The sequence below is a fragment of the Streptomyces sp. NBC_01428 genome, assembly GCF_036231965.1.
In the GTDB taxonomy this organism is placed as follows: Bacteria; Actinomycetota; Actinomycetes; order Streptomycetales; family Streptomycetaceae; genus Streptomyces.
This window is the reverse complement of the sequence record NZ_CP109499.1, coordinates 3,753,311-3,773,540: the sequence shown is the minus strand read 5'-3', so window position 1 is coordinate 3,773,540 and position 20,230 is coordinate 3,753,311. Positions and strand designations below refer to the sequence as shown.

At 70.6% G+C, this 20,230-nt stretch carries 16 protein-coding genes; 12 read left to right on the top strand and 4 right to left on the bottom strand.

Features of this window, described 5'->3' with window-relative positions:
- Nucleotide 1: 1 nt before the first annotated feature.
- Nucleotides 2–1,498: an FAD-dependent oxidoreductase gene (locus OG406_RS16245; protein ID WP_329186356.1), complete on the bottom strand. Its 1,497-nt coding sequence runs from the start codon at nt 1,496–1,498 to the stop codon at nt 2–4.
- Between the two features lie 39 nt (nt 1,499–1,537).
- Between OG406_RS16245 and OG406_RS16240 the strand changes: the two genes are divergently transcribed.
- The gene (locus OG406_RS16240; RefSeq protein ID WP_266616022.1) at nt 1,538–2,203 is read left to right on the top strand and encodes a TetR/AcrR family transcriptional regulator; all 666 of its coding nucleotides are present in this window, start codon (nt 1,538–1,540) and stop codon (nt 2,201–2,203) included.
- A 7-nt stretch (nt 2,204–2,210) separates the two neighbouring features.
- On the opposite strand, the gene OG406_RS16235 is transcribed toward OG406_RS16240, so the two are convergent.
- From OG406_RS16235 to OG406_RS16225, 3 genes are all read right to left on the bottom strand, one after another.
- On the bottom strand, nt 2,211–3,389 hold the full coding sequence (locus OG406_RS16235) for an acyltransferase family protein (protein WP_385391529.1): 1,179 nt from the start codon (nt 3,387–3,389) through the stop codon (nt 2,211–2,213).
- Nucleotides 3,390–3,801: 412 nt separating this feature from the next.
- Nucleotides 3,802–5,136, bottom strand: a complete 1,335-nt coding sequence (locus OG406_RS16230; protein WP_326842487.1) for an alpha-2,8-polysialyltransferase family protein — start codon at nt 5,134–5,136, stop codon at nt 3,802–3,804.
- On the bottom strand, nt 5,133–6,113 hold the full coding sequence (locus tag OG406_RS16225; protein ID WP_164369441.1) for a glycosyltransferase family 2 protein: 981 nt from the start codon (nt 6,111–6,113) through the stop codon (nt 5,133–5,135). Before OG406_RS16225 ends, OG406_RS16230 begins: the two co-directional genes overlap by 4 nt.
- Before the next feature lie 198 nt (nt 6,114–6,311).
- On the opposite strand from OG406_RS16225, the gene OG406_RS16220 reads away from it, so the two are divergent.
- The 11 genes from OG406_RS16220 (at nt 6,312) to OG406_RS16170 (ending at nt 20,174) form a co-directional block, all read left to right on the top strand.
- On the top strand, nt 6,312–7,634 hold the full coding sequence (locus OG406_RS16220) for a DUF6716 putative glycosyltransferase (protein ID WP_329186354.1): 1,323 nt from the start codon (nt 6,312–6,314) through the stop codon (nt 7,632–7,634).
- A 76-nt stretch (nt 7,635–7,710) separates the two neighbouring features.
- Nucleotides 7,711–9,018 (top strand): N-acylneuraminate cytidylyltransferase, encoded by a 1,308-nt coding sequence (locus OG406_RS16215; protein WP_266616027.1) that lies wholly within the window; start codon nt 7,711–7,713, stop codon nt 9,016–9,018.
- 13 nt (nt 9,019–9,031) lie between these two features.
- The gene (locus OG406_RS16210) at nt 9,032–9,967 is read left to right on the top strand and encodes an N-acetylneuraminate synthase family protein (RefSeq protein WP_164369400.1); all 936 of its coding nucleotides are present in this window, start codon (nt 9,032–9,034) and stop codon (nt 9,965–9,967) included.
- Between the two features lie 38 nt (nt 9,968–10,005).
- Nucleotides 10,006–11,085: a hypothetical protein gene (locus OG406_RS16205; RefSeq protein ID WP_164369401.1), complete on the top strand. Its 1,080-nt coding sequence runs from the start codon at nt 10,006–10,008 to the stop codon at nt 11,083–11,085.
- A gap of 438 nt (nt 11,086–11,523) precedes the next feature.
- Nucleotides 11,524–12,744 carry a M20 family metallopeptidase gene (locus tag OG406_RS16200; protein WP_164369442.1) on the top strand — a complete coding sequence of 407 codons (1,221 nt, stop codon included), beginning with the start codon at nt 11,524–11,526 and terminating at the stop codon, nt 12,742–12,744.
- A 288-nt stretch (nt 12,745–13,032) separates the two neighbouring features.
- Nucleotides 13,033–14,085, top strand: a complete 1,053-nt coding sequence (locus OG406_RS16195) for a BMP family lipoprotein (RefSeq protein ID WP_164369402.1) — start codon at nt 13,033–13,035, stop codon at nt 14,083–14,085.
- Nucleotides 14,086–14,396: 311 nt separating this feature from the next.
- Nucleotides 14,397–15,446, top strand: a complete 1,050-nt coding sequence (locus OG406_RS16190) for a BMP family lipoprotein (RefSeq protein WP_164369403.1) — start codon at nt 14,397–14,399, stop codon at nt 15,444–15,446.
- Nucleotides 15,447–15,689: 243 nt separating this feature from the next.
- Nucleotides 15,690–17,381: an ABC transporter ATP-binding protein gene (locus OG406_RS16185; RefSeq protein WP_164369443.1), complete on the top strand. Its 1,692-nt coding sequence runs from the start codon at nt 15,690–15,692 to the stop codon at nt 17,379–17,381.
- A complete protein-coding gene (locus OG406_RS16180) occupies nt 17,381–18,502 on the top strand; it encodes an ABC transporter permease (protein ID WP_081219042.1) in 1,122 nt (373 codons plus the stop codon). The genes OG406_RS16185 and OG406_RS16180 overlap by 1 nt, the downstream gene beginning before the upstream one ends.
- Nucleotides 18,499–19,764: an ABC transporter permease gene (locus OG406_RS16175; RefSeq protein ID WP_164369404.1), complete on the top strand. Its 1,266-nt coding sequence runs from the start codon at nt 18,499–18,501 to the stop codon at nt 19,762–19,764. Before OG406_RS16180 ends, OG406_RS16175 begins: the two co-directional genes overlap by 4 nt.
- Nucleotides 19,761–20,174: a cytidine deaminase gene (locus OG406_RS16170; RefSeq protein ID WP_164369405.1), complete on the top strand. Its 414-nt coding sequence runs from the start codon at nt 19,761–19,763 to the stop codon at nt 20,172–20,174. Before OG406_RS16175 ends, OG406_RS16170 begins: the two co-directional genes overlap by 4 nt.
- The last annotated feature ends 56 nt before the right edge of the window (nt 20,175–20,230 follow it).

Genomic DNA, 20,230 nt, shown 5'->3' with positions numbered 1-20,230 from the left:
CTCAGCCGAGGGGCAGGCCCACCGTGGCCGCGTACGCCGGCAGCGTCCTCGTCGTGCTGCCGGCCCAGCCGACGTAGCCGTCGGGACGGACGAGGAAGACGCCGCTGCCGTACTTCTCGCTCGCGTCGACGCGAGCCGTACGGACGCCCGGCAGCGCCCGTGGTTCCTCGTCCGTGCCGACCGTCAGCAGCGTCCAGTGCGGTCCCCGGAACACGTCGAAGAGCCGGACGCCGCCGACCGTCGCGTCGGGGGCGCGGTCGCCTGCCCGCAGTGCTCCGTCCGGCAGCTCCGTGCGGGTCTCCACCGCGAGGGACGAGCCCCGGTAGCCGAGGCCGAGCTGACGGGTCGCCGCCCCGCGCCGGGTCTCGCCGCGGTGCACCCGCGTCGACAGGCCGAGCATGTCGGCGGCGACGGGCCGCCGTTCCGCCTCGTAGGTGTCGAGGAGGGCGGCCGGTGCCGCGCCGCTCAGCACCGCGCCCAGCTTCCAGCCCAGGTTGTAGGCGTCCTGGACGCTGGTGTTGAGCCCCTGCCCGCCGGCCGGCGAGTGCACGTGCGCCGCGTCCCCGGTGAGGAAGACCCGGCCCGCCCGGAAGCGGTCCGCGAGGGCGGCGCGCGGCCGGAAGTCCGAGGCCCAGCGCACCTCGGTCACGTCCTCGGGCGCGAGATGGGAGCGCGCGGCGACGGTCTTCCGGATGCCCTCCAGGGACAGGTCGACGTCCGTGCCCTCCGGGAACTGCGCCACGGCCTGGAAGTCCTCCGTGCCGGCCAGCGGGCAGATCGCCAGGAAGCCGCCGGTGTCCGCGCTCGGCGGGAAGACGTGCCAGTTGTCGCGGTCGAGGCCGGTGATCCGGACGTCCGCGACGAGCAGGGGATGCGGGTCGACGGTCTCCCCGGTCATGGCGATCCCGAGCGCGCGCCGCACGACGGAGCGGCCCCCGTCCGCGGCGACGACGTACCGGGCGCGGACCGGCGCCCCGGAGGCGAACTCCACGGTCACACCGGCCCCGTCGTCGCCGGCCGCGTCGCCACCGGACCCCTCGGTCTCCTCGACCCCGACGACCTCGCGGCCGAAGGCGACCCGTCCGCCGAGTTCCTCCAGACGCGCGAAGAGGATCTCCTGCGTACGCCACTGCGGCACCATCCACGGTGTCGAGTACGGCGAGTCGTCGGTCGTGTCGGCCGGGTCGAACATCCGGTGCTCGCCGGCGCGTCGGCCGTCCTGCCAGATCATCCCCACCGGGTACTCGCCGCCCGCCGCACGGATCGCGTCGAGCACGCCGAGGTCGTCGAAGACCTCCATGGTGCGCGGCTGGATCCCCTTGCCGCGTGAGCCGGGGAAGAGCGCTTCGGCCCGCTCGACGACCAGGGCGTCCACCCCGCGCCGGGCGAGATCCGCGCCGAGGGCGAGGCCGGTCGGGCCCGCGCCGATGACGAGTACGTCCACGGTGTCCTTGTCGGTGCGCACGCCTATCCACTCCTTAACGTCGTTAAGTTCCATGCTTCGGAGCATGCGCTTAACGGCGTTAAACTGTCAAGCGTGGCCACCGAGAGAACTCCGAGGACCCAGCGCCCCCGGCTGGACAAGAAGCAGGTCGTCGAGACCGCCCTGCGGCTGCTCAACACGACGGGCCTCGACGGCCTGACCCTGCGGGCGATCGCCAAGGAGCTGGACGTGCAGGCGCCCGCGCTCTACTGGCACTTCAGGAACAAACAGGAACTGCTCGACGAGATGGCCACCGAGATGTACCGCCGGATGGCCGCGGACGTGGGGGAGGACCCGGAGGGCGGCTGGCGGGAGCGGCTGCTCGCCGCCAACCGCGGACTGCGCGCGGCCCTGCTGAGCTACCGCGACGGCGCGAAGGTCTTCAGCGGATCACGCTTCAACGGCACCGTGCACGCGGTCGAGATGGAGCGCACGCTGAGGCTCTTCACCGCCGCGGGCTTCACCCTCGACCAGGCGGTGCGCGCGACCACCACCGCGTATCTCTACACGCTCGGCTACGTCACCGAGGAGCAGGGCGTCCAGCCCCTGCCGGGCGAGCGGCGCGAGGGCTACGACGTACAGGAACGCGCCCGCCGCATGGCCGACTTCCCTCTGTCGGCCGCGGCGGGCGCGGAGATCTTCGAGAACTACGAACGGCACTTCGAGGAGGGCCTGGAGCTGGTCGTGGCCGGCATCGAGACGCTCTACGGGATCGGCTGAGAAGGCGTCACCGGAGGGCCGGCTGCGGGCGCGGTTTCGCCAGGGCCGAGCGCAGCCTCGGAGTGAGCCGGTTCTCCACGAAGCGGTTCAGCAGCCAGGCCAGGAGCAGCATCGTGACGACCGTCGCCAGGAACGTGGCGTAGGACGGCAGGTGCAGGGTGCGGTGATAGGCCTCGATGGCGACCCAGCCCAGGTGTTCGTGCACGAGGTAGAACGGGTACGTGAGCGCGCCCGCGACCGTCAGCCAGCGCCAGTTCGCCCAGTTCAGCCAGCCCAGCGCGATCGCGGCGACGGCGACGTAGCCGAAGGTGACGACCAGGATGATGCCGAGGGCCGAACGGTCGGAGAAGAACTGCGGGTTCGGGGCGTGCCACAGGCGGTCGACGGCGTAGTGCTGGCCGATCAGCCAGCTCACCCCGACGATGCCCCAGGCGTACGCGTCCCGGCGGTCGCGGTGGACGAGGTAGAGGCCGACGCCGCCGATGAAGTACGGGGCGTACTCCGGCATCAGGACCATGTTGAGGAGGGGTTCGTTCACGCCCTGCGCGACGGCCGCCGCCAGCGTCCAGCCCGCGCAGAACAGGATCACGCGCCGCCGGTTCGCGCCGGGCAGCACGATGCAGAGCGCGAAGAGGGCGTAGAAGCGGACCTCCGCCCACAGGGTCCAGCAGACGCCCAGCACCCGGTCCACGCCCAGCGGCTGCTGGAGCATCGTCAGATTGAGCAGCGCGTCGCTCGGCGCGACCGCCTTGTACGCGACGGCGGGCAGCGCGAACACCGCGGTCACGATGATGATGGCGGCCCAGTACGCGGGCAGCAGCCGGGAGGCGCGGGACGCGAAGAAGGAGCGCAGGGGCCGGCCCCAGCCGCTCATGCAGATGACGAAGCCGCTGATGACGAAGAAGACCTGCACGCCGAGGCAGCCATAGGCGAACAGCTGGTGCAGGGCGGGGAACTGGTGCTTCGGCGAGGTGCCCCAGGCCTGCGTGACCTCGCCGTCCCGGCCGCCGTAGTGGTAGCACGCCACCATCAGGGCCGCGATCAGCCGCAGGCCGTCCAGGGCGCGCAGCCGGTTCTCCCGGCGGGCCGCGGGCTTGGGCGCGGGAGACGTCTCGGCAGGAGGCAGCACCGTGCGGACCACGGTGCCGGTTGACGTCCCGCGGGCCTCCTCGGGCGTGTCGATCACAAGGTTCCCCTCCATGGGACTCAGCTGGCCCACAGCACGTTAGTCCGATAGTCGGGGATGCTTGCGCCGTGGCGAGGCCGGTTCGTCGTCCCGCCCACAGGCGTTCACCTGTGCGATACCCCGGCGTTGACAACTCTTCCGAATCGTCACAAATAGCCCAGGCGCTCAAAGGTGCCGCCGAACACGTGTCGGGGAACGGCGGCGGTCCGGAACAGGGCCGGAACGGGAGAGCGGGGAGCGAGGCCGGCCGCATCGGGCCGTTCCTCGCTCCCCGCTCCTCCGTCACCGGACCCCGGTGCTTTCCCGGCCGCTCCGGATGCCGTCAGGCGCTCCGGTGGCGGCCTCCGCCGGGGCCGGGGCCGCAGGCCCGGCTCAGCGCCGTACGGCCCGGCTCAGCGCCGTACGACCCGCCTCAGCGCCCCACGGCCCGCTTCAGCGAGCGGGCCCGCCGGGCGACCCGGCGGACCGTGGCGTTGCGCGGGATGAACGCGAGCTGTGCCGGGACCGCGCCCGGCAGGGCCAGCGAGGTGAGGCGCTTGCGCTTGAAGTAGCGCCAGGTGTGCTGGTCCAGATGCCGTGTCAGGTAGCTCTCGGCCGCCGGACGCAGATCGGGGTAGATCTTGGGCTGCATCGCGAAGCCCACGGCCCGCAGCAGCTTCGTCAGGTCCGCCACGTCCATGCCGGGGCGCTGTCCCGTCACGGCCGCCCGGTCCGACAGCTCGGGCAGCAGCGCGTCGACGATCGTGACCGGGACCCGGTTGCTGTTCTCGTACGGGGTGAGGCGGTCCAGCAGCGAGCCGGTGCCGACCCGGGCGACCGGCAGGCCGTACAGCGCGGACGCCGTGAGCAGTGCCGTCGAGAAGCAGCCGACGACCAGGGCGGGCCGCATGCGCTGGTACAGGACCTCGGCGAGGACCGGGATGTCGACCACCGTGAGGTCCGCCCCGAGCCGCTCCGCCTCGCGCTCCAGCAGGCGCGACCAGCGGGCCGGCGCCGTCGGGTGCGGCTTGAACACCACACGGGTGTGGCCGAGGGCGATCGCGCCCTTCAGCATCCGTACGTGGAGGTCCTCTTCTTCCTCGGCGGTGAGGATGCCGAGTGCGGAGAGGTACTGGCCGAGCAGCAGCGCCGGTTCGTCGAGGGCGGGCAGCGCGTCGCCGGTGTCCACGAGCTGCGCGAGCACCTTCACGAACGCGTCCGTGGGCACGATCTCCGGCTCGACGCCGAACTCGGTGAGCAGCAGCGGCGTGAGGCCGGGGACCAGATCCAGGTGCAGCAGCCGGGTCACCCGGGTGCCGACCAGCGGGTCGATCTTGTTGCGGGTGGGCCCGTAGCTCATCAGACCGTCGGCGTAGACGGTGACGGGCGCCCCCATGAAGATCTGCGAGATGCCGAGCGCCGGGTTGACCTGGATCGACTCCACGGCCAGCTCGACGTCGTCGTCGCCGAGGTTCCAGGCGAGCCGCAGGTGCCGCTCCCACAGCGGTACGTCGTCCGGGCGCGGGGCCCAACCGCCGGGGTGGAACGGGGAGATGGTCTCGTTCCAGGAGATGACGTCGTCGAAGCGGCCGCGCAGCTGCTCGAAGCCGGGCATCTCGTCGACGCCGGGCGTCGTCTCGGGCGTCGCCGCGTTGTTCGAGACGAGCAGGATGCGCCGCTCGGCGGGCCCGAAGCTGTCGGTGTCGAGGGCCGCGGCGAGCGTGGCCGTTCCGTACAGCGTGGACGCCATGAAGATCTGGGTGGTCACGCGGCCACCCCCGCGGTCGGCGCGGGGCGCCGGCGCAGTCGGCGCAGCCGCGTGGCGCGCTGCACGTCCATGGAGTCGAGGGCCTCGTCGAGCACGTCCTGCGGCATGCGCCGCAGTGTGACGGCGCTCATGGACTTCAATTTCCGTGCCACCGCCGGCTCGAACCTTTCGATGGATCCCAGGTGATGGGAAATGATCGCGCAATAGGTGCGCACGGCTTTCGGCAGCAGTTTGTCCGCGTCCCGGTCCTGGGCTGTTTCGGCCACCACCTGGTCGAACGCGCGAATGAAATCGAGTTGGCGCACATCACCGATCTGGGTGAGCGAGGAGGCGACACCACGCCGGTAGAACACGCCCAGCAGCCCCACGGTGGCGAAGGATTCGGCCTCCCGGTGCAGCTTCCAGATCCACGGCCGGTCCTCGGCCGTGCGCAGCCCGTCGGTGAAGTGGAGCAGCCCGCGGTCGACGAGCCGGCGGTGGTAGATGCCCGCCCAGGCGTAGGCGTAGTCGACGGAGGTGGACCGGTCGGCGGGGAGGATGGCGTCGCGCGGGTTCAGGACGACTCCACGGCGGCCGTGCGGGACACGGTGCACCGAGCGGGCCCGCGCCGTGCACTGGACATGGTCCGTGCGCACGAAGTCGCAGCCCAGGTCCTCGATGGAGGACAGGAGTTGTTCGTAGTAACCGGGGGCGAGCCAGTCGTCCCCGTCGAGGAACGTGAGGTACTCGCCACGCGCTCTGTCGATCCCGGTGTTGCGCGCGGTGGCCAGTCCTCCGTTCTTCTCGTGTCTGACATACACCGCGCCCGGGAGCTCGCGCTCCGCGCGCGCGAGAATGTCCGGTGTCTCGTCGCGCGAGCAGTCGTCGACGAGAATGAATTCGAAGTCCTGTCGTGCGTTCGCACGCAGGCTCTTCAGAGTGTCTGGCGCGTATTGCTGCACGTTGTAGAACGGCACGATGACGGAGAGCTTGACCACCCCTGTGACGTTAGGGGGCGGCCCGGCATTCGTCTTGACCGTTGGTGGGATACGAGGTGAACGACGCGTGGCGGAACCGTGAACCACGTCGTTTTCCGGGGCGTTCGCGGGCTGATTCGCCATTCGTCGGTGTGCTGTTAACCGTTTGTTGCATTCGGGTTGGGCCGCTCCTCGAAATGGCTTCCTAGCGTCTAGGACGTGCCAGCAAGTACCACGAAGTCCCTGCGGGTGGCCGTCCTCGCGGATTCCGACACCCGGTGGAAATGGGGTTCGCTCACCGCGACCCGCATCGCCCCGGCCGAGTCGGACGTCCGCCTCGACGGATTCCTCCTGCGCGGCCGTGCCACCCCGACCGCCCGCCAGCTCGAAGAGGTCGGCGTCCGAGCGGACTCCCTCCGCGAGGTCACCGCCGTCGAGTTCCTGCGTGAGCTGGGCAAGGAGAGCGACGAGGACCACGCCTACGACGTGGTCGTCCTCGCCCTGGTCGGCGGTGCCGTCCAGGCGGTGCTGCACGGCCTGGCCCGCGCCTGGGAGGGGCGGGCGAAGCGGCCTCTGGTCGTCACCGGCTACGTCGGCGTCGTCTACGAGAAGCTTGCCGACGGACTCCTGCTGCGGCACGGCGCGGACCTGGTCCTCGCCAACTCCCGTCAGGACGCGGACCGTTTCCGGGACGTGTACGAGGGGGTCGGCGCCGACGCCGGGTCGGTGACCGAGGTCGCGCTGCCCTTCCTCGGCGGGGCCGCCTACACGGAGAACGACCCCTACACGGTCGTCTTCGCCGCCCAGCCCTCCGTACCGGAGAACCGCAAGGACCGTACGTACCTGCTCGACCGGCTGATCCGGCACGCACGGCTGCACCCGGACCGCGAGGTCCTGCTCAAGCTGCGATCCAAGCCGGGCGAACACACCACGCACATCGAGGAACTGCCCTACCAGAAGCTGGTGCAGAAGGCGGACCCGCCGGCCAACTTCCGGCTGGTCTACGGGCACATGGGTGAGGTCCTCGACCGCACCGACCTGCTGGTCACCATCAGCTCGACGGCGGCCCTGGAATCCCTGCACCGCCGCATCCCCACCGTCGTCCTCAGCGACCTCGGGGTGCGTGAGGCGCTCGGAAACCACCACTTCGTGGGCTCCGGCTGCCTCGCCTCCTGGGACCAGCTCGACGAGGGGCACCGCCCGGTGCCCGACGAGGCCTGGGTCGCCCGGCAGGGCGTCGCGGCCGAGGGCTCGTACGAGACCGCCTTCGACGCCGCCAGGACCCGCATCACCGAGCTGGTCGCGGCGGAGAAGCTGCCGCCGCTCGCCCCCTACTACACGCCCGTCACCGCGCCCGGCTACCTGCCCGGCATCCTCGCCCGCCACCACCTCGGCCCGGACGGCAGCCCGCTGCCCGGCGCCCCCGCGGCGGACCGGGAGCCCAGCCCCGTACGGCAGATCGTGCGCCGGGCCGCCCGCGGCGCCTACCGCCACGGCGTCCAGCGCGTCGCCCCCGTCATCCGGCGGATGGGCGACCTGTGACCGCCCCGGAACCCGGCGGCGCCCGGCGCCCCGCCCTCCACGCCTCTCTCGCCTCCCCCGTCAAGGAGAACAGCGCATGACCAACTCGGAAGCGGGCCACCCCGCGCCGGTGCGCCGCGTGCTCGCGGTGATCCCCGCGCGCGGCGGCTCCAAGGGCGTGCCCGCGAAGAACCTCCTCCCGGTCGGCGGCGTCCCGCTGGTGGCCCGAGCGGTGCGCGAGTGCCGTGCCGCCCGCCTCGTGACGGACGTCGTGGTCTCCACCGACGACCAGGCGATCGCCGCCGCCGCCCGCGAGGCCGGCGCCGAGGTCGTGCTGCGGCCCGCCGCCATCGCCGGCGACACCGCCACCTCCGAGGCCGCCGTCCTGCACGCCATGGACGCCCACGAGGCGCTGCACGGCTCCCCGGTCGACGTGGTGCTGCTCGTCCAGTGCACCAGCCCGTTCATCATCCGCGAGGACGTCGACGGTGTCGTGAACGCGATCCTCGCGGAGGGCGCCGACACCGCCCTGACCGTGGCGCCCTTCCACGGCTTCGTGTGGCGGGACGCCGACGACGACCCCGCCGCCCCGGTGGCTGCCGACAACGGCCGCGCGGCCGTCGCGGGCGGCACCGACACCCTCGTGGCCGACACCGCCGTCAGCGGCGGCTACGGCATCAACCACGACAAGTCCTTCCGGCCGCGCCGCCAGGACCGCCCCCAGGACCTGCTGGAGACCGGCGCCGTCTACGCCATGGAGGCCACCGGCTTCCGCGTGGCCCGGCACCGCTTCTTCGGCCGCACCGAACTCGTGCGCACCGACCCGGCCCGCGTGCTGGAGATCGACGACCCGCACGACCTCGCCCGCGCCCGGGCCCTCGCGCCGCTCTTCGACGCGACCAGGCCCGGCTCCCTCCCGACCGCCGCCGACATCGACGCGGTCGTCCTCGACTTCGACGGCACCCAGACCGACGACAGGGTGCTGATCGACTCCGACGGACGGGAGTTCGTCTCCGTGCACCGCGGGGACGGACTCGGTATCGCCGCCCTCCGCAGAAGCGGACTGACGATGCTGATCCTGTCCACGGAACAGAACCCGGTCGTCGCCGCCCGGGCCAGGAAGCTCAAGATCCCGGTCCTGCACGGCATCGACCGGAAAGACCTCGCACTGAAGCAGTGGTGCGAGGAGCAGGGCATCGCGCCTGAGCGCGTGCTCTACGTCGGCAACGACGTCAACGACCTCCCCTGCTTCGCCCTCGTGGGCTGGCCGGTGGCGGTCGCGAGCGCCCACGACGTCGTGCGCGGCGCCGCACGCGCGGTCACCACCGTCCCTGGCGGCGACGGCGCGATCCGAGAGATCGCCAGCTGGATCCTCGGCCCTTCTCTCGACTCCCTCGACAAGTAAGGAACGTTTCACCATGAGCAACTCCCGTCTGCGCAGCTTCGGTTCGAAGACCGCCGGCCCGGGCCACCCCGTCTACGTCGTGGGTGAGATCGGCATCAACCACAACGGTGAGCTGGAGAACGCCTTCAAGCTCATCGACGCGGCCGCCGAAGCCGGCTGCGACGCCGTCAAGTTCCAGAAGCGCACCCCGGAGATCTGCACCCCGCGCGACCAGTGGGACATCGAGCGCGACACCCCCTGGGGCCGCATGACCTACATCGACTACCGCCACCGTGTGGAGTTCGGTGAGGACGAGTACCGCCAGATCGACGAGTACGCCAAGAGCAAGAACATCGACTGGTTCGCCTCCCCGTGGGACACCGAGGCCGTCGCCTTCCTGGAGAAGTTCGACGTCCCGGCCCACAAGGTCGCCTCCGCCTCGCTGACCGACGACGAGCTGCTCCGCGCCCTGCGCGGCACCGGCCGCACGGTCATCCTCTCCACCGGCATGTCGACGCCGAAGCAGATCCGTCACGCGGTCGAGGTCCTCGGCAGCGACAACATCCTGATGTGCCACGCCACGTCGACCTACCCGGCGCAGGCCGAGGAGCTCAACCTCCGCGTCATCAACACGCTCCAGGCCGAGTTCCCGAACGTCCCGATCGGCTACTCCGGTCACGAGACGGGCCTGCAGACCACCCTCGCCGCGGTCGCCCTCGGCGCCACCTTCGTCGAGCGCCACATCACCCTCGACCGCGCGATGTGGGGCTCCGACCAGGCCGCCTCCGTCGAGCCGCAGGGCCTCACCCGCCTCGTCCGCGACATCCGCACCATCGAGGCCTCCCTCGGTGACGGCGTCAAGAAGGTCTACGAGTCGGAGCTCGGCCCGATGAAGAAGCTGCGCCGTGTCCCGGGCGTCGTCGCCGAGGCCGAGATCGCCGCGGCCGCGGGCGAGCCCGTCTCGGTCTGAACGCCCTGAACTCCTTACGACGGGACGGTCGTACGACGATGAGCCCCCGCGCCGGATCCATCGGCTCCCACACTCTCGCCTTCGTCGAGAGCCCGGTACAGCTCCTGAACGTGCTGGAGTGGGCGCACACCCAGGCCCACGACGCCGCGGCACCCGGCGCGGGGTTCACCCTCGTCGTCCTCTCTCCCAACGACCCGATGACCCGCGGGCAGCTCCGTCGCATGGCGGAGCTGGCCCGCGACGAGGGTCACACGGTCCGCTGGGAGGAGGCCCGCGGCGGCACCACGGCCCCCTTCCACACCATCGGGGGACTGGCGCCCATGCTGCGCCGCGCCCGGCGGATCGTCATGGGGGACCCGTTCTCCCGGTACGTGCAGCTGTTGCTGACCATCACCAGGGCACAGGACCTGGTCGTGGTCGACGACGGCACGGCGACGATGGAGTTCGTCGCCCAACTCGCGGGCGGGGAACGGCTGGTGCGCTGGCACCGGCGCGGTGGCCGGCCCGGACCGCGGGACATCCTCTTCGCCCCCGTGTCCGGAGCGGCCCGCCGCAAGCTCACGCCGAACGACCGGCGCAGTGTCGAGGTGTTCTCCTCGATGCCGATCGACTCGGCACCGGACGGCGTCCGGATCACCGCCAACGACTTCTCCTGGACCCGGTCCCGGTTCGGGCCGCCGCGCATCACCAAGGGCGCGGACCTGGTCGGCACCTCGCTCGTCGAGACGGGCGTCGTCGACCCGGACCGCTACCTGGACGCGGTCCGCGGGCTCGCGAAGGCGCACGGCGCCACCCGCTACTTCGCGCACCGCCGGGAGAGCACCGACAAGCTCCACCGGCTGGCGGTGGAGACGGGACTGGAGATCGTCCGCCCCGACCTGCCGCTGGAACTGATCGCCCGCCGCGGCCCCATAGGGCGGACCGTCCTGAGCTTCCCCTCGACGGTCGTGCACACGCTGCCGCTGGCCCTGGTCGGCACCGACGTGCGGGTCGCGGTCTGCGACATCGACCCGAGCTGGCTCACGGAGAACGCGTCGCCTCGCGCCCAGGGCTTCCTCTCGGGCGTCACGGGAACGGCCCGCGACGTCCACCGCCTCTCGGCGGTGTCCGCCGTCTGACCGCAGGACCGGGGCCCGGCTCCGGTCCGCACAACACCTCACCCCGAGCCCGGCGCCCACCGCGCCGGGCTCCTCGCGTCCGTCACCCTCCCGGGCGCGAGGAGTGACACAGCGTGACGGCACGAGGGTGCCTCGACCATGCCTCCGGAAATCGGTCGCGCTCGTGTGAGACCGTGGAGGACAGGTGCGGGAAGGGACCCGGGCACGCCGGGTGTTCTCCGTACGGATCGGCGGGCGACCCCCGGCCGAGTCGGATCACGGCCGGTCACCAGCCCCGTCCACGATCCAAACGTCCGAAAAGCCGGACGAGTTTACCCATCCCCGAAGACAGCCATGCGTGGCGCGGCCAGTTTTTCTTCCCCTAACGGGCTGAACTTTTGTTGATCGTGGGTTAGTTGGCCGCCCGATCGCCTTACCCTTCAAAGGGTGAACCAACTGATGACCCGAGAGTCCGAGGCCGATCTCCCCGGGGAACCGTTGCTCCCCGGCGCGCTGCCCGAGGCACTGCGCGCCGAACTCGTGGCGTTCCGACGCGACTTGCACATGCACCCCGAGCTCGGCAACCAGGAGTTCCGCACCACCGCGGCGATCAAGGCGCGCCTGGAGCAGGCGGGCCTCGCGCCGCGCGTCCTCGCCATCGGGACCGGCCTCATCTGTGACATCGGAGACCCGGACGACGTACGCCCCCGGCTGGCGCTGCGCGCCGACATCGACGCGCTCCCCATTCCGGACACGAAGAGTGACTGCGCGTACCGCTCCACGGTTCCCGACCGCGCCCACGCCTGCGGTCACGACGTCCACACCACGGTCGTGCTCGGCGCCGGCCTCGTCCTCGCCGACCTGCACGCCCAGGGCCTGCTGCCCCGCCCCGTGCGGCTGATCTTCCAGCCCGCCGAGGAGGTGCTGCCGGGCGGCGCCCCGGACGCGATCGACTCGGGGGTCCTCGACGGCGTGGGCCGGATCGTCGGCGTGCACTGCGACCCGAAGGTCGACGCGGGGCGCATCGGACTGCGGCACGGCGCCATCACCTCGGCGTGCGACCGGCTCGAAGTGTCCCTGGACGGCGCGGGCGGACACACCGCACGCCCCCACCTGACCACGGACCTCGTCACCGCCGCCGCCCGCGTGGTCACCGACGTGCCGGCGCTCGTCGGCAAGCGCGTGGACGCCCGCAGCGGGCTCGCGGTGACCTGGGGGCGCATCGAGTCGGGCCACGCCTGCAACGTGATCCCGCAGCACGCCGAGCTGTCCGGAACCGTGCGCTGCCTGGATCTCGACGCCTGGCGGGCCGCGCCCGACCTCGTGCACGCGGCCATCGACGAGATCGCCAACCTCTACCGGGCGAAGTCCGAGATCAACTACATCCGGGGCGTGCCTCCGGTGGTGAACGACCCGGCCGTCACGGACCTGCTCCGCGACGCGATGACCGCCCGGCGCGGCGCTCAGTCCGTCGAGGACACCGAGCAGAGCCTCGGCGGCGAGGACTTCTCCTGGTACCTGGAGCACGTGCCGGGCGCGATGGCCCGCCTCGGGGTCCGCACCCCCGGCGACCGCACCACCCGCGACCTGCACCGCGGCGACTTCGACGCGGACGAGCACGCGATCACGGTCGGGGTCGAGATGTTCACCGCGGCGGCTCTCCTGGACGAGCTGGTCTGAGGCCGGCGGGCGCGTCCGGCGACTCCGGTCGCGCCCTCGTGCCCCCCGTCGTAGCGTGGTGTCCCGCCACGTGACAGCGCGTGGCGGCCGGTCACATGTGGACCGTCGGACCGTGGGCGGTGCATCCCCGAACGCACCTTTCGGTCCCGTGGTTCACAAGGACGTAACCGGCCATCGGCACGAATGGATAACGGCCACGCGGAACCCCGTTCCCTGGATGGTCTACGCGCGTTAATGTGCGCCGAACTCAGCACCCACTGCGGGGCTTTGGAGAATGGGGAGCTTCAGATGCGTCGGATAGCCAGCCTGACCCGCGTCGCGGTGGGGGTCGCGTCACTCGCACTCGCCGCCACGGCCTGCGGCGGCACCAGCAACGACAGCGGCGACAGCAGCGACAGCAGCAAGGACGCCAAGGGCCTCGCCATCGCGTACGACGTCGGCGGCAAGGGCGACCAGTCCTTCAACGACGCGGCGTTCTCCGGCCTGGAGAAGGCCCAGAAGGAGTTCGGCTACAAGACGGCCGACATCGAGCCCACCGACGGTGAGACGGACGCCGACAAGGAGCAGCGCCTGTCGTCGCTCGCCAAGCAGGGCTACAACCCGGTCATCGGCATCGGCTTCGCCTACGGTCCCGCGCTGGAGGCCGTCGCCAAGAAGTACCCGAAGACCACCTTCGGCATCGTCGACTCGGTCGTGGAGGGCAAGAACGTCGCCTCCCTGGTCTTCTCCGAGCAGGAGGCCTCCTACCTCGCCGGTGTCGCGGCGGCCAAGGCCACCAAGAGCAACACCGTGGGCTTCGTGGGCGGCGTGGACGTTCCCCTCATCCACAAGTTCGAGGCCGGCTACACGCAGGGCGTCAAGGACACCAAGCCGAGCGTGAAGGTCCTCTCGCAGTACCTGACGCAGACCGCCGAGGAGGGCGGCTTCTCCAGCCCCGACAAGGGCAAGGCCGCCGCCGAGGGCCAGCTGGAGAAGGGCGCCGACGTCATCTACGCCGCGGCCGGCCTGTCCGGTCAGGGTGTCATCGAGGCCGCCTCGAAGGCCGGCAAGTACGCGATCGGCGTCGACTCCGACCAGTACAAGCAGGAGGCCCTCGCCAAGTACAAGGGCGCCATCCTGACCTCCGCGCTCAAGGACGTCGGCGGTTCGGTCTACACGCTGGCCAAGTCGGTCCACGACGGCAAGCCGCTGACCGGTACGCAGACCTTCGACCTCAAGGTGAACGGTGTCGGCCTCGCCGACAGCAACCCGAAGATGGCGGAGATCCCCGGCCTCACCGACGCGGTGGCCAAGGCCAAGGCGGCCATCGTCGACGGCACCATCAAGGTCAAGACCTCGTAGTCGTCCCGGAGGCGGGCTGAGGCGCGGCGGGCCTGACCCGCCGGCGTCACCCGGCATCACCCGGACGCGTCATGACGGAGCGGGCGGGCACCCCAGGTGCCCGCCCGCTCCGTCGTCCGTTCGCGGGGTCACCCATAGCCACCGTGTCTTTGCGGTCGGCAAGCCCCGGGCCCGTCGGCGGGTGGCGTCGGGCACAGCCGCATAACAAGGTGGACAGAAGGGGTTTTCTAGTTGGTCTACGCGCGTTAATCTGCGGCGAAGCCAGCGCCGAAGCTGAACCGTCAGGCGCTTGTACGACAGGAGCACAACGAATGCGCCGGGTTACCCGCATCGCGCTCGCAGGTACTGCGACCGCCTCTCTCGCCCTCGCCCTCTCCGCCTGTGGCGGCACCTCGACCTCCAGCTCGTCCTCGGACAGCAAGGGCGACAAGGGCCTCGCCATCGCGTACGACGTCGGTGGCAAGGGCGACCAGTCCTTCAACGACGCCGCGTTCGAGGGTCTGAAGCAGGCCAAGGCCGAGTTCAAGTACAAGACCGCCGACGTCGAGCCCACGGACGGCGAGACGGACGCGGACAAGGAGCAGCGCCTCGTCTCGCTGGCCAAGCAGGGCTACAACCCGGTCGTCGGCATCGGCTACGCCTACGGCCCGGCCGTCAAGGCCGCCGCCGCGAAGTACCCGAAGACCACCTTCGGCATCGTCGACGACTCCACCGTCACGGCGAAGAACGTCGCGGACCTGGTCTTCTCCGAGCAGGAGGCGTCCTACCTCGCCGGTGTCGCGGCGGCCAAGGCCACCAAGACCAACACCGTGGGCTTCGTGGGCGGCGTGGACGTTCCGCTGATCCACAAGTTCGAGGCCGGCTTCGAGCAGGGCGTCAAGGACACCAAGCCCGGCGTGAAGGTCCTCTCGCAGTACCTGACCCAGACCGCCCAGGAGGGTGGCTTCTCCAGCCCCGACAAGGGCAAGACGGCCGCGGAGGGCCAGATAGAGAAGAAGGCCGACGTCGTCTACGCGGCGGCCGGTCTGTCCGGTCAGGGTGTCATCGAGGCCGCCTCCGCCAAGAAGGTCTGGGCGATCGGTGTCGACTCCGACCAGTACCGCCAGGAAGCGCTCGCCAAGTACAAGGACTCGATCCTGACCTCGGCCACCAAGGACGTCGCCAAGGCGGTCTACAACGTGGCTAAGTCGGTCAAGGACGGTAAGCCGGAGAGCGGTATCGTACGGGGCGATCTGAAGTCGGGTGAGGTCGGTCTGGCCGACTCCAACCCGGAGTTCAAGAGCAACAGCGCGATCCAGGACGCCGTCAAGGCGGCCCAGGAGAAGATCATCAGCGGCGAGATCAAGGTCAAGTCCAGCTGACGAGCAAGACCTCAGGAGCAGCCAATGCGGTCCCGGGAAGGTGTGGGTACGCCTCCGTGTCGTCGGACACGGGGCGAGGCCCGTACCGCCCCGGACCCGCTTGGTAACCGTGGGGTTACGTCCGCTCAACGGGATACGAGGAGTCTGGCTCCCCGTATCCCGTTCTCGCGGAGCGTGGCCCCTTTCGTTGCCGTAGGGGCGCTACGCGCGTAGACGACCCCCTTTCCCTCAGGAGAGTGCGCCATCAACGCGTCCAGCAGCCCTCCGGCCGACGCGGTCGACGGTCAGGCGACCGCCGTCGAACTCGCCGGGATCACCAAGCGGTTCCCGGGCGTCGTGGCCAACCACGACATCCACCTCAGCGTCCGCAAGGGCACCGTGCACGCCCTGGTGGGCGAGAACGGCGCCGGCAAGTCGACGCTGATGAAGATCCTCTACGGCATGCAGAAGCCGGACGAGGGCACCATCGCCGTCGACGGCGAGCAGGTCACGTTCTCCTCGCCCGCCGACGCCATCGTCCGCGGCATCGGCATGGTCCACCAGCACTTCATGCTGGCCGACAACCTCACGGTCCTGGAGAACGTCGTCCTCGGCAGCGAGAAGCTGTACGGGATCGGCGGCAAGGCCCGCCGCAAGATCGTGGAGCTCTCCGAGCGCTACGGCCTCGGCGTCCGCCCCGACGTCCTCGTCGAGGAACTCGGCGTCGCCGACCGTCAGCGCGTGGAGATCCTCAAGGTCCTCTACCGCGGCGCCCGCATCCTCATCCTGGACGAGCCGACCGCGGTCCTCGTGCCGCAGGAGGTCGACGCGCTCTTCGACAACCTCCGCGAGCTCAAGTCCGAGGGTCTGTCGGTCATCTTCATCTCGCACAAGCTGGGCGAGGTCCTCTCCGTCGCCGACGACATCACCGTCATCCGGCGCGGCACGACGGTCGGCACCGCCGTCCCGTCCGAGACGTCCCCGCGCCAGCTCGCCGAGCTGATGGTCGGCAGCGAGCTGCCCACCCCGGAGACCTCCGAGTCGACCGTCACCGACAAGGCCGTCATCCAGGTCGAGGACCTGACCGTCCTCGCCAAGGGCTCCGTGTCGCTCGGCAAGGGCTCGGCGAGCCTGCTCATGGACGAGGTGGAGCGCGGCACCGTCCGGCTCGTCCTCGACCACGTCTCCTTCACCATCCACGCCGGTGAGGTGATGGGCATCGCCGGTGTCGAGGGCAACGGCCAGACCGAGCTCATCGACGCGCTGATCGGCCTCAAGGCCGCCGACTCCGGTGTCATCCGCTTCACCGGCGACGACGTCACCTCCTGGTCGACCCGCAAGCGCCGCGAGGGCGGCATCGGCTACATCCCCGAGGACCGCCACCGCCACGGCCTCCTCCTGGAAGCGCCGCTGTGGGAGAACCGCATCCTCGGCCACGTCACCGAGAAGCCCAACGCCAAGGGCATCTGGCTCGACATCAAGGGCGCCCAGAAGGACACCCGCCGCATCGTCGAGCAGTACGACGTGCGCACCCCCGGCATCGACGTCACCGCGGCCTCGCTGTCCGGCGGCAACCAGCAGAAGCTGATCGTCGGCCGCGAGATGAGCCACAAGCCGAAGTTCCTGATCGCCGCCCACCCCACCCGCGGTGTGGACGTCGGCGCGCAGGCGCAGATCTGGGACCAGATCCGCGCGGCACGCCGCGAGGGCCTCGCCGTCCTGCTGATCTCCGCCGACCTGGACGAGCTGATCGGCCTGTCCGACACCCTCCGGGTGATCTACAACGGCAAGCTGGTCGCCGACGCCGACCCCGCCACCATCACCCCGGAGGAGCTCGGCTCGGCCATGACCGGCGCCGCCTCCGGCCACCTGGAGAACGAGGAGCTCGCCGAAGCGGCCGAGCTCGACGAGCACACCGACACTCCGGCAGACGCCCCGGAAGACGAGGCCCGCTGATGAAGAAGTTCGACAAGGAGCGCCTGCTCCTCGCAGTGGCCGGGCCGGTCATCGCGCTCGTCGTCGCCGTGGCACTGACCTCGATCGTGCTGCTCGCCTCGGGCAAGAGCCCGTTCGAGCCGTACTCGATCATGTTCGAGCAGGCGACGTTCTCCGACATCCAGGTCCTGATCATCAACCAGGCGTCGCTGTACTACATCGCGGCGCTGGCGGTGGCCATCGGCTTCCGGATGAACCTGTTCAACATCGGTGTCGACGGCCAGTACCAGCTCGCCGCCATGATGGCCGCGATCGTCGGCGCGCACGTCGCGCTGCCGGCCGCGCTCCAGGTGCCGCTGCTGATCCTGACCGCCGTCTGCACCGGCGCCTTCTGGGCCGGCATCGCCGGTGTCCTCAAGGTGACCCGCGGGGTCAGCGAGGTCGTCGCGACGATCATGCTCAACGCGATCGCGACCTCGGTCATCGCCTACCTGTGGCTGCCCGACGTCTTCGGCGTCAAGCTCGGCAACAACAACACCACCGGCGAGATGCACAAGTCCGGCTGGGTCCCCGGGTTCGACATGGGCGAGTCGGGCGAGATCTACGGTCTCGTCATCCTCGCGGCGGTCCTCGGCATCGGCTACTGGATCGTCCTCAACCGCACCCGCTTCGGCTTCGACCTGCGCGCCTCCGGCGCCTCCGAGTCCGCCGCCGCGGCCAGCGGCGTCGACCCCAAGCGCATGGTGCTCACCGCCATGCTCGTCTCCGGCGGCATCGCCGGTCTCGCGGGCCTGCCGATCCTCCTCGGCGACACCCACACGTACAGCCTCAACTTCCCGACCGGTATCGGCTTCCTCGGCATCGGCATCGCGCTCCTCGGGCGCAACAGCCCCGTCGGCATCGCCTTCGCGGCCCTGCTGTGGGCCTGGCTCGACAAGGCCTCTCCCGAACTCGACTTCCACGGGTACGACAAGGAGATCGCGGTCATCATGCAGGGCCTGATCGTGATCGCCGTCGTCGTCTCCTACGAGTCCGTGCGCGAGTGGGGTCTGCGCCGCCAGCAGCGCCGCGTCGGCGCGGAACTCGCCGCGGGCCACGCCCTCGCCACCGACAACACCCAGAAGGAGGTGGCTGGCCGATGACCACCGCAACCGACGTCAACCAGCCCACGCAGCAGCCCGCGGCTCCCACCGGCCGCCGGATGTCGCTTCCCGTCCTCCTGCTGGTCATCGCGGGCGGCCTGGCGCTGACCTCGATCGTCCGCATCATCACGGGCGCCGACGGCATCACCAACGTCAGCCAGATGTCGACCGCCCTGCAGCTGGCCGTCCCGATCGGCCTCGCCGGTCTCGGCGGTCTGTGGGCCGAGCGCTCCGGCGTCGTCAACATCGGCCTCGAAGGCATGATGATCCTCGGCACCTGGTTCGGCGCCTGGGCCGGCTACCAGTGGGGCCCGTGGACCGGTGTCCTGGTCGGCATCATCGGCGGCTGCCTCGGCGGCCTGCTGCACGCGATCATCACGGTCACCTTCAACGTCAACCACATCGTCTCCGGTGTGGCCATCAACATCCTGGCGCTCGGTGTCACCCGCTACCTCTCCCCGCTCGCCTTCGAGGGCAAGCAGGGCGGTTCGGCCAAGCAGTCCCCGCCGGTCGACTCACTCGGCCACTTCACCGTGCCAGGGCTCTCCGACTGGCTGACCACCCTGAACTCCAAGGGCTGGTTCTTCATCTCGGACATCGCCGGTCTGCTCGGCGGCCTGGTCACCAACGTGTCCTGGCTGACCCTGATCGCCATCGCCCTGATCCCCGGGACCTGGTGGATCCTGTGGCGCACCTCCTTCGGCCTGCGCCTGCGGTCCTGCGGCGAGAACCCGGTCGCGGCCGAGTCGCTCGGCGTGAACGTCTACAAGTACAAGTACCTCGCCGTGATCATCTCCGGCGGTCTGGCCGGTCTCGGCGGCGTCTTCCTCTCCATCGTCGCCAACCCCTTCTACCTGGAGGGCCAGACCAGCGGACGCGGCTACATCGGTCTCGCCGCGATGATCTTCGGCAACTGGATGCCCGGCGGCCTCGCCCTCGGCGCCGGCCTGTTCGGCTACACCGACAGCCTCAACCTGCGCGGCGGCTCGGAGAACGTCCACGCCCTGCTGCTGCTCGGCGCGATCCTGCTCCTCATCGGCGCGATCTGGCTGGCCGTGAAGAAGAAGTACGTCTCCGCGGTCGTCACCCTGGTCGTCGGCGTCCTCGTCTTCCTCTGGTACTCCCTGACCGACGAGGTGCCGAACCAGATCGTCTCCGCCACGCCGTACGTCATCACCCTGCTCGTCCTCTCCCTCTCGGCCCAGCGCCTGCGCATGCCGAAGGCGGACGGTCTGCCGTACCGCAAGGGGCAGGGCAAGTGACCACCGCCGGCGCGGACCCCGCGCCCGTCGACTGGGAGCAGCTGCGGGAGGTGGCCCGCGCGGCGATGAACCGCGCGTACGCCCCCTACTCGGGCTACCCGGTCGGCGCCGCCGCCCGCGTCGACGACGGCCGTACCGTCTCCGGCTGCAACGTCGAGAACGCCTCCTACGGCCTCTCGCTGTGCGCCGAGTGCGGTCTGGTCTCCGAGCTGCGCAACACGGGCGGCGGCCGGCTGACGCACTTCACGTGCGTCGACGGGCGGGGCGAGGTCCTCGTCCCGTGCGGTCGCTGCCGTCAGCTGCTGTTCGAGTTCGGCGGGCCCGACCTCGTGCTGGAGACGCCGGCCGGACTCCTGCCCCTCTCCGAGATGCTGCCGCAGGCCTTCGGCCCCGCCCATCTCCGCCAGTAACGCCGTGCGGCCCCTCCCTCCGCGACCGACCGTCGCAGGGGTGGGGCCGCTCATCT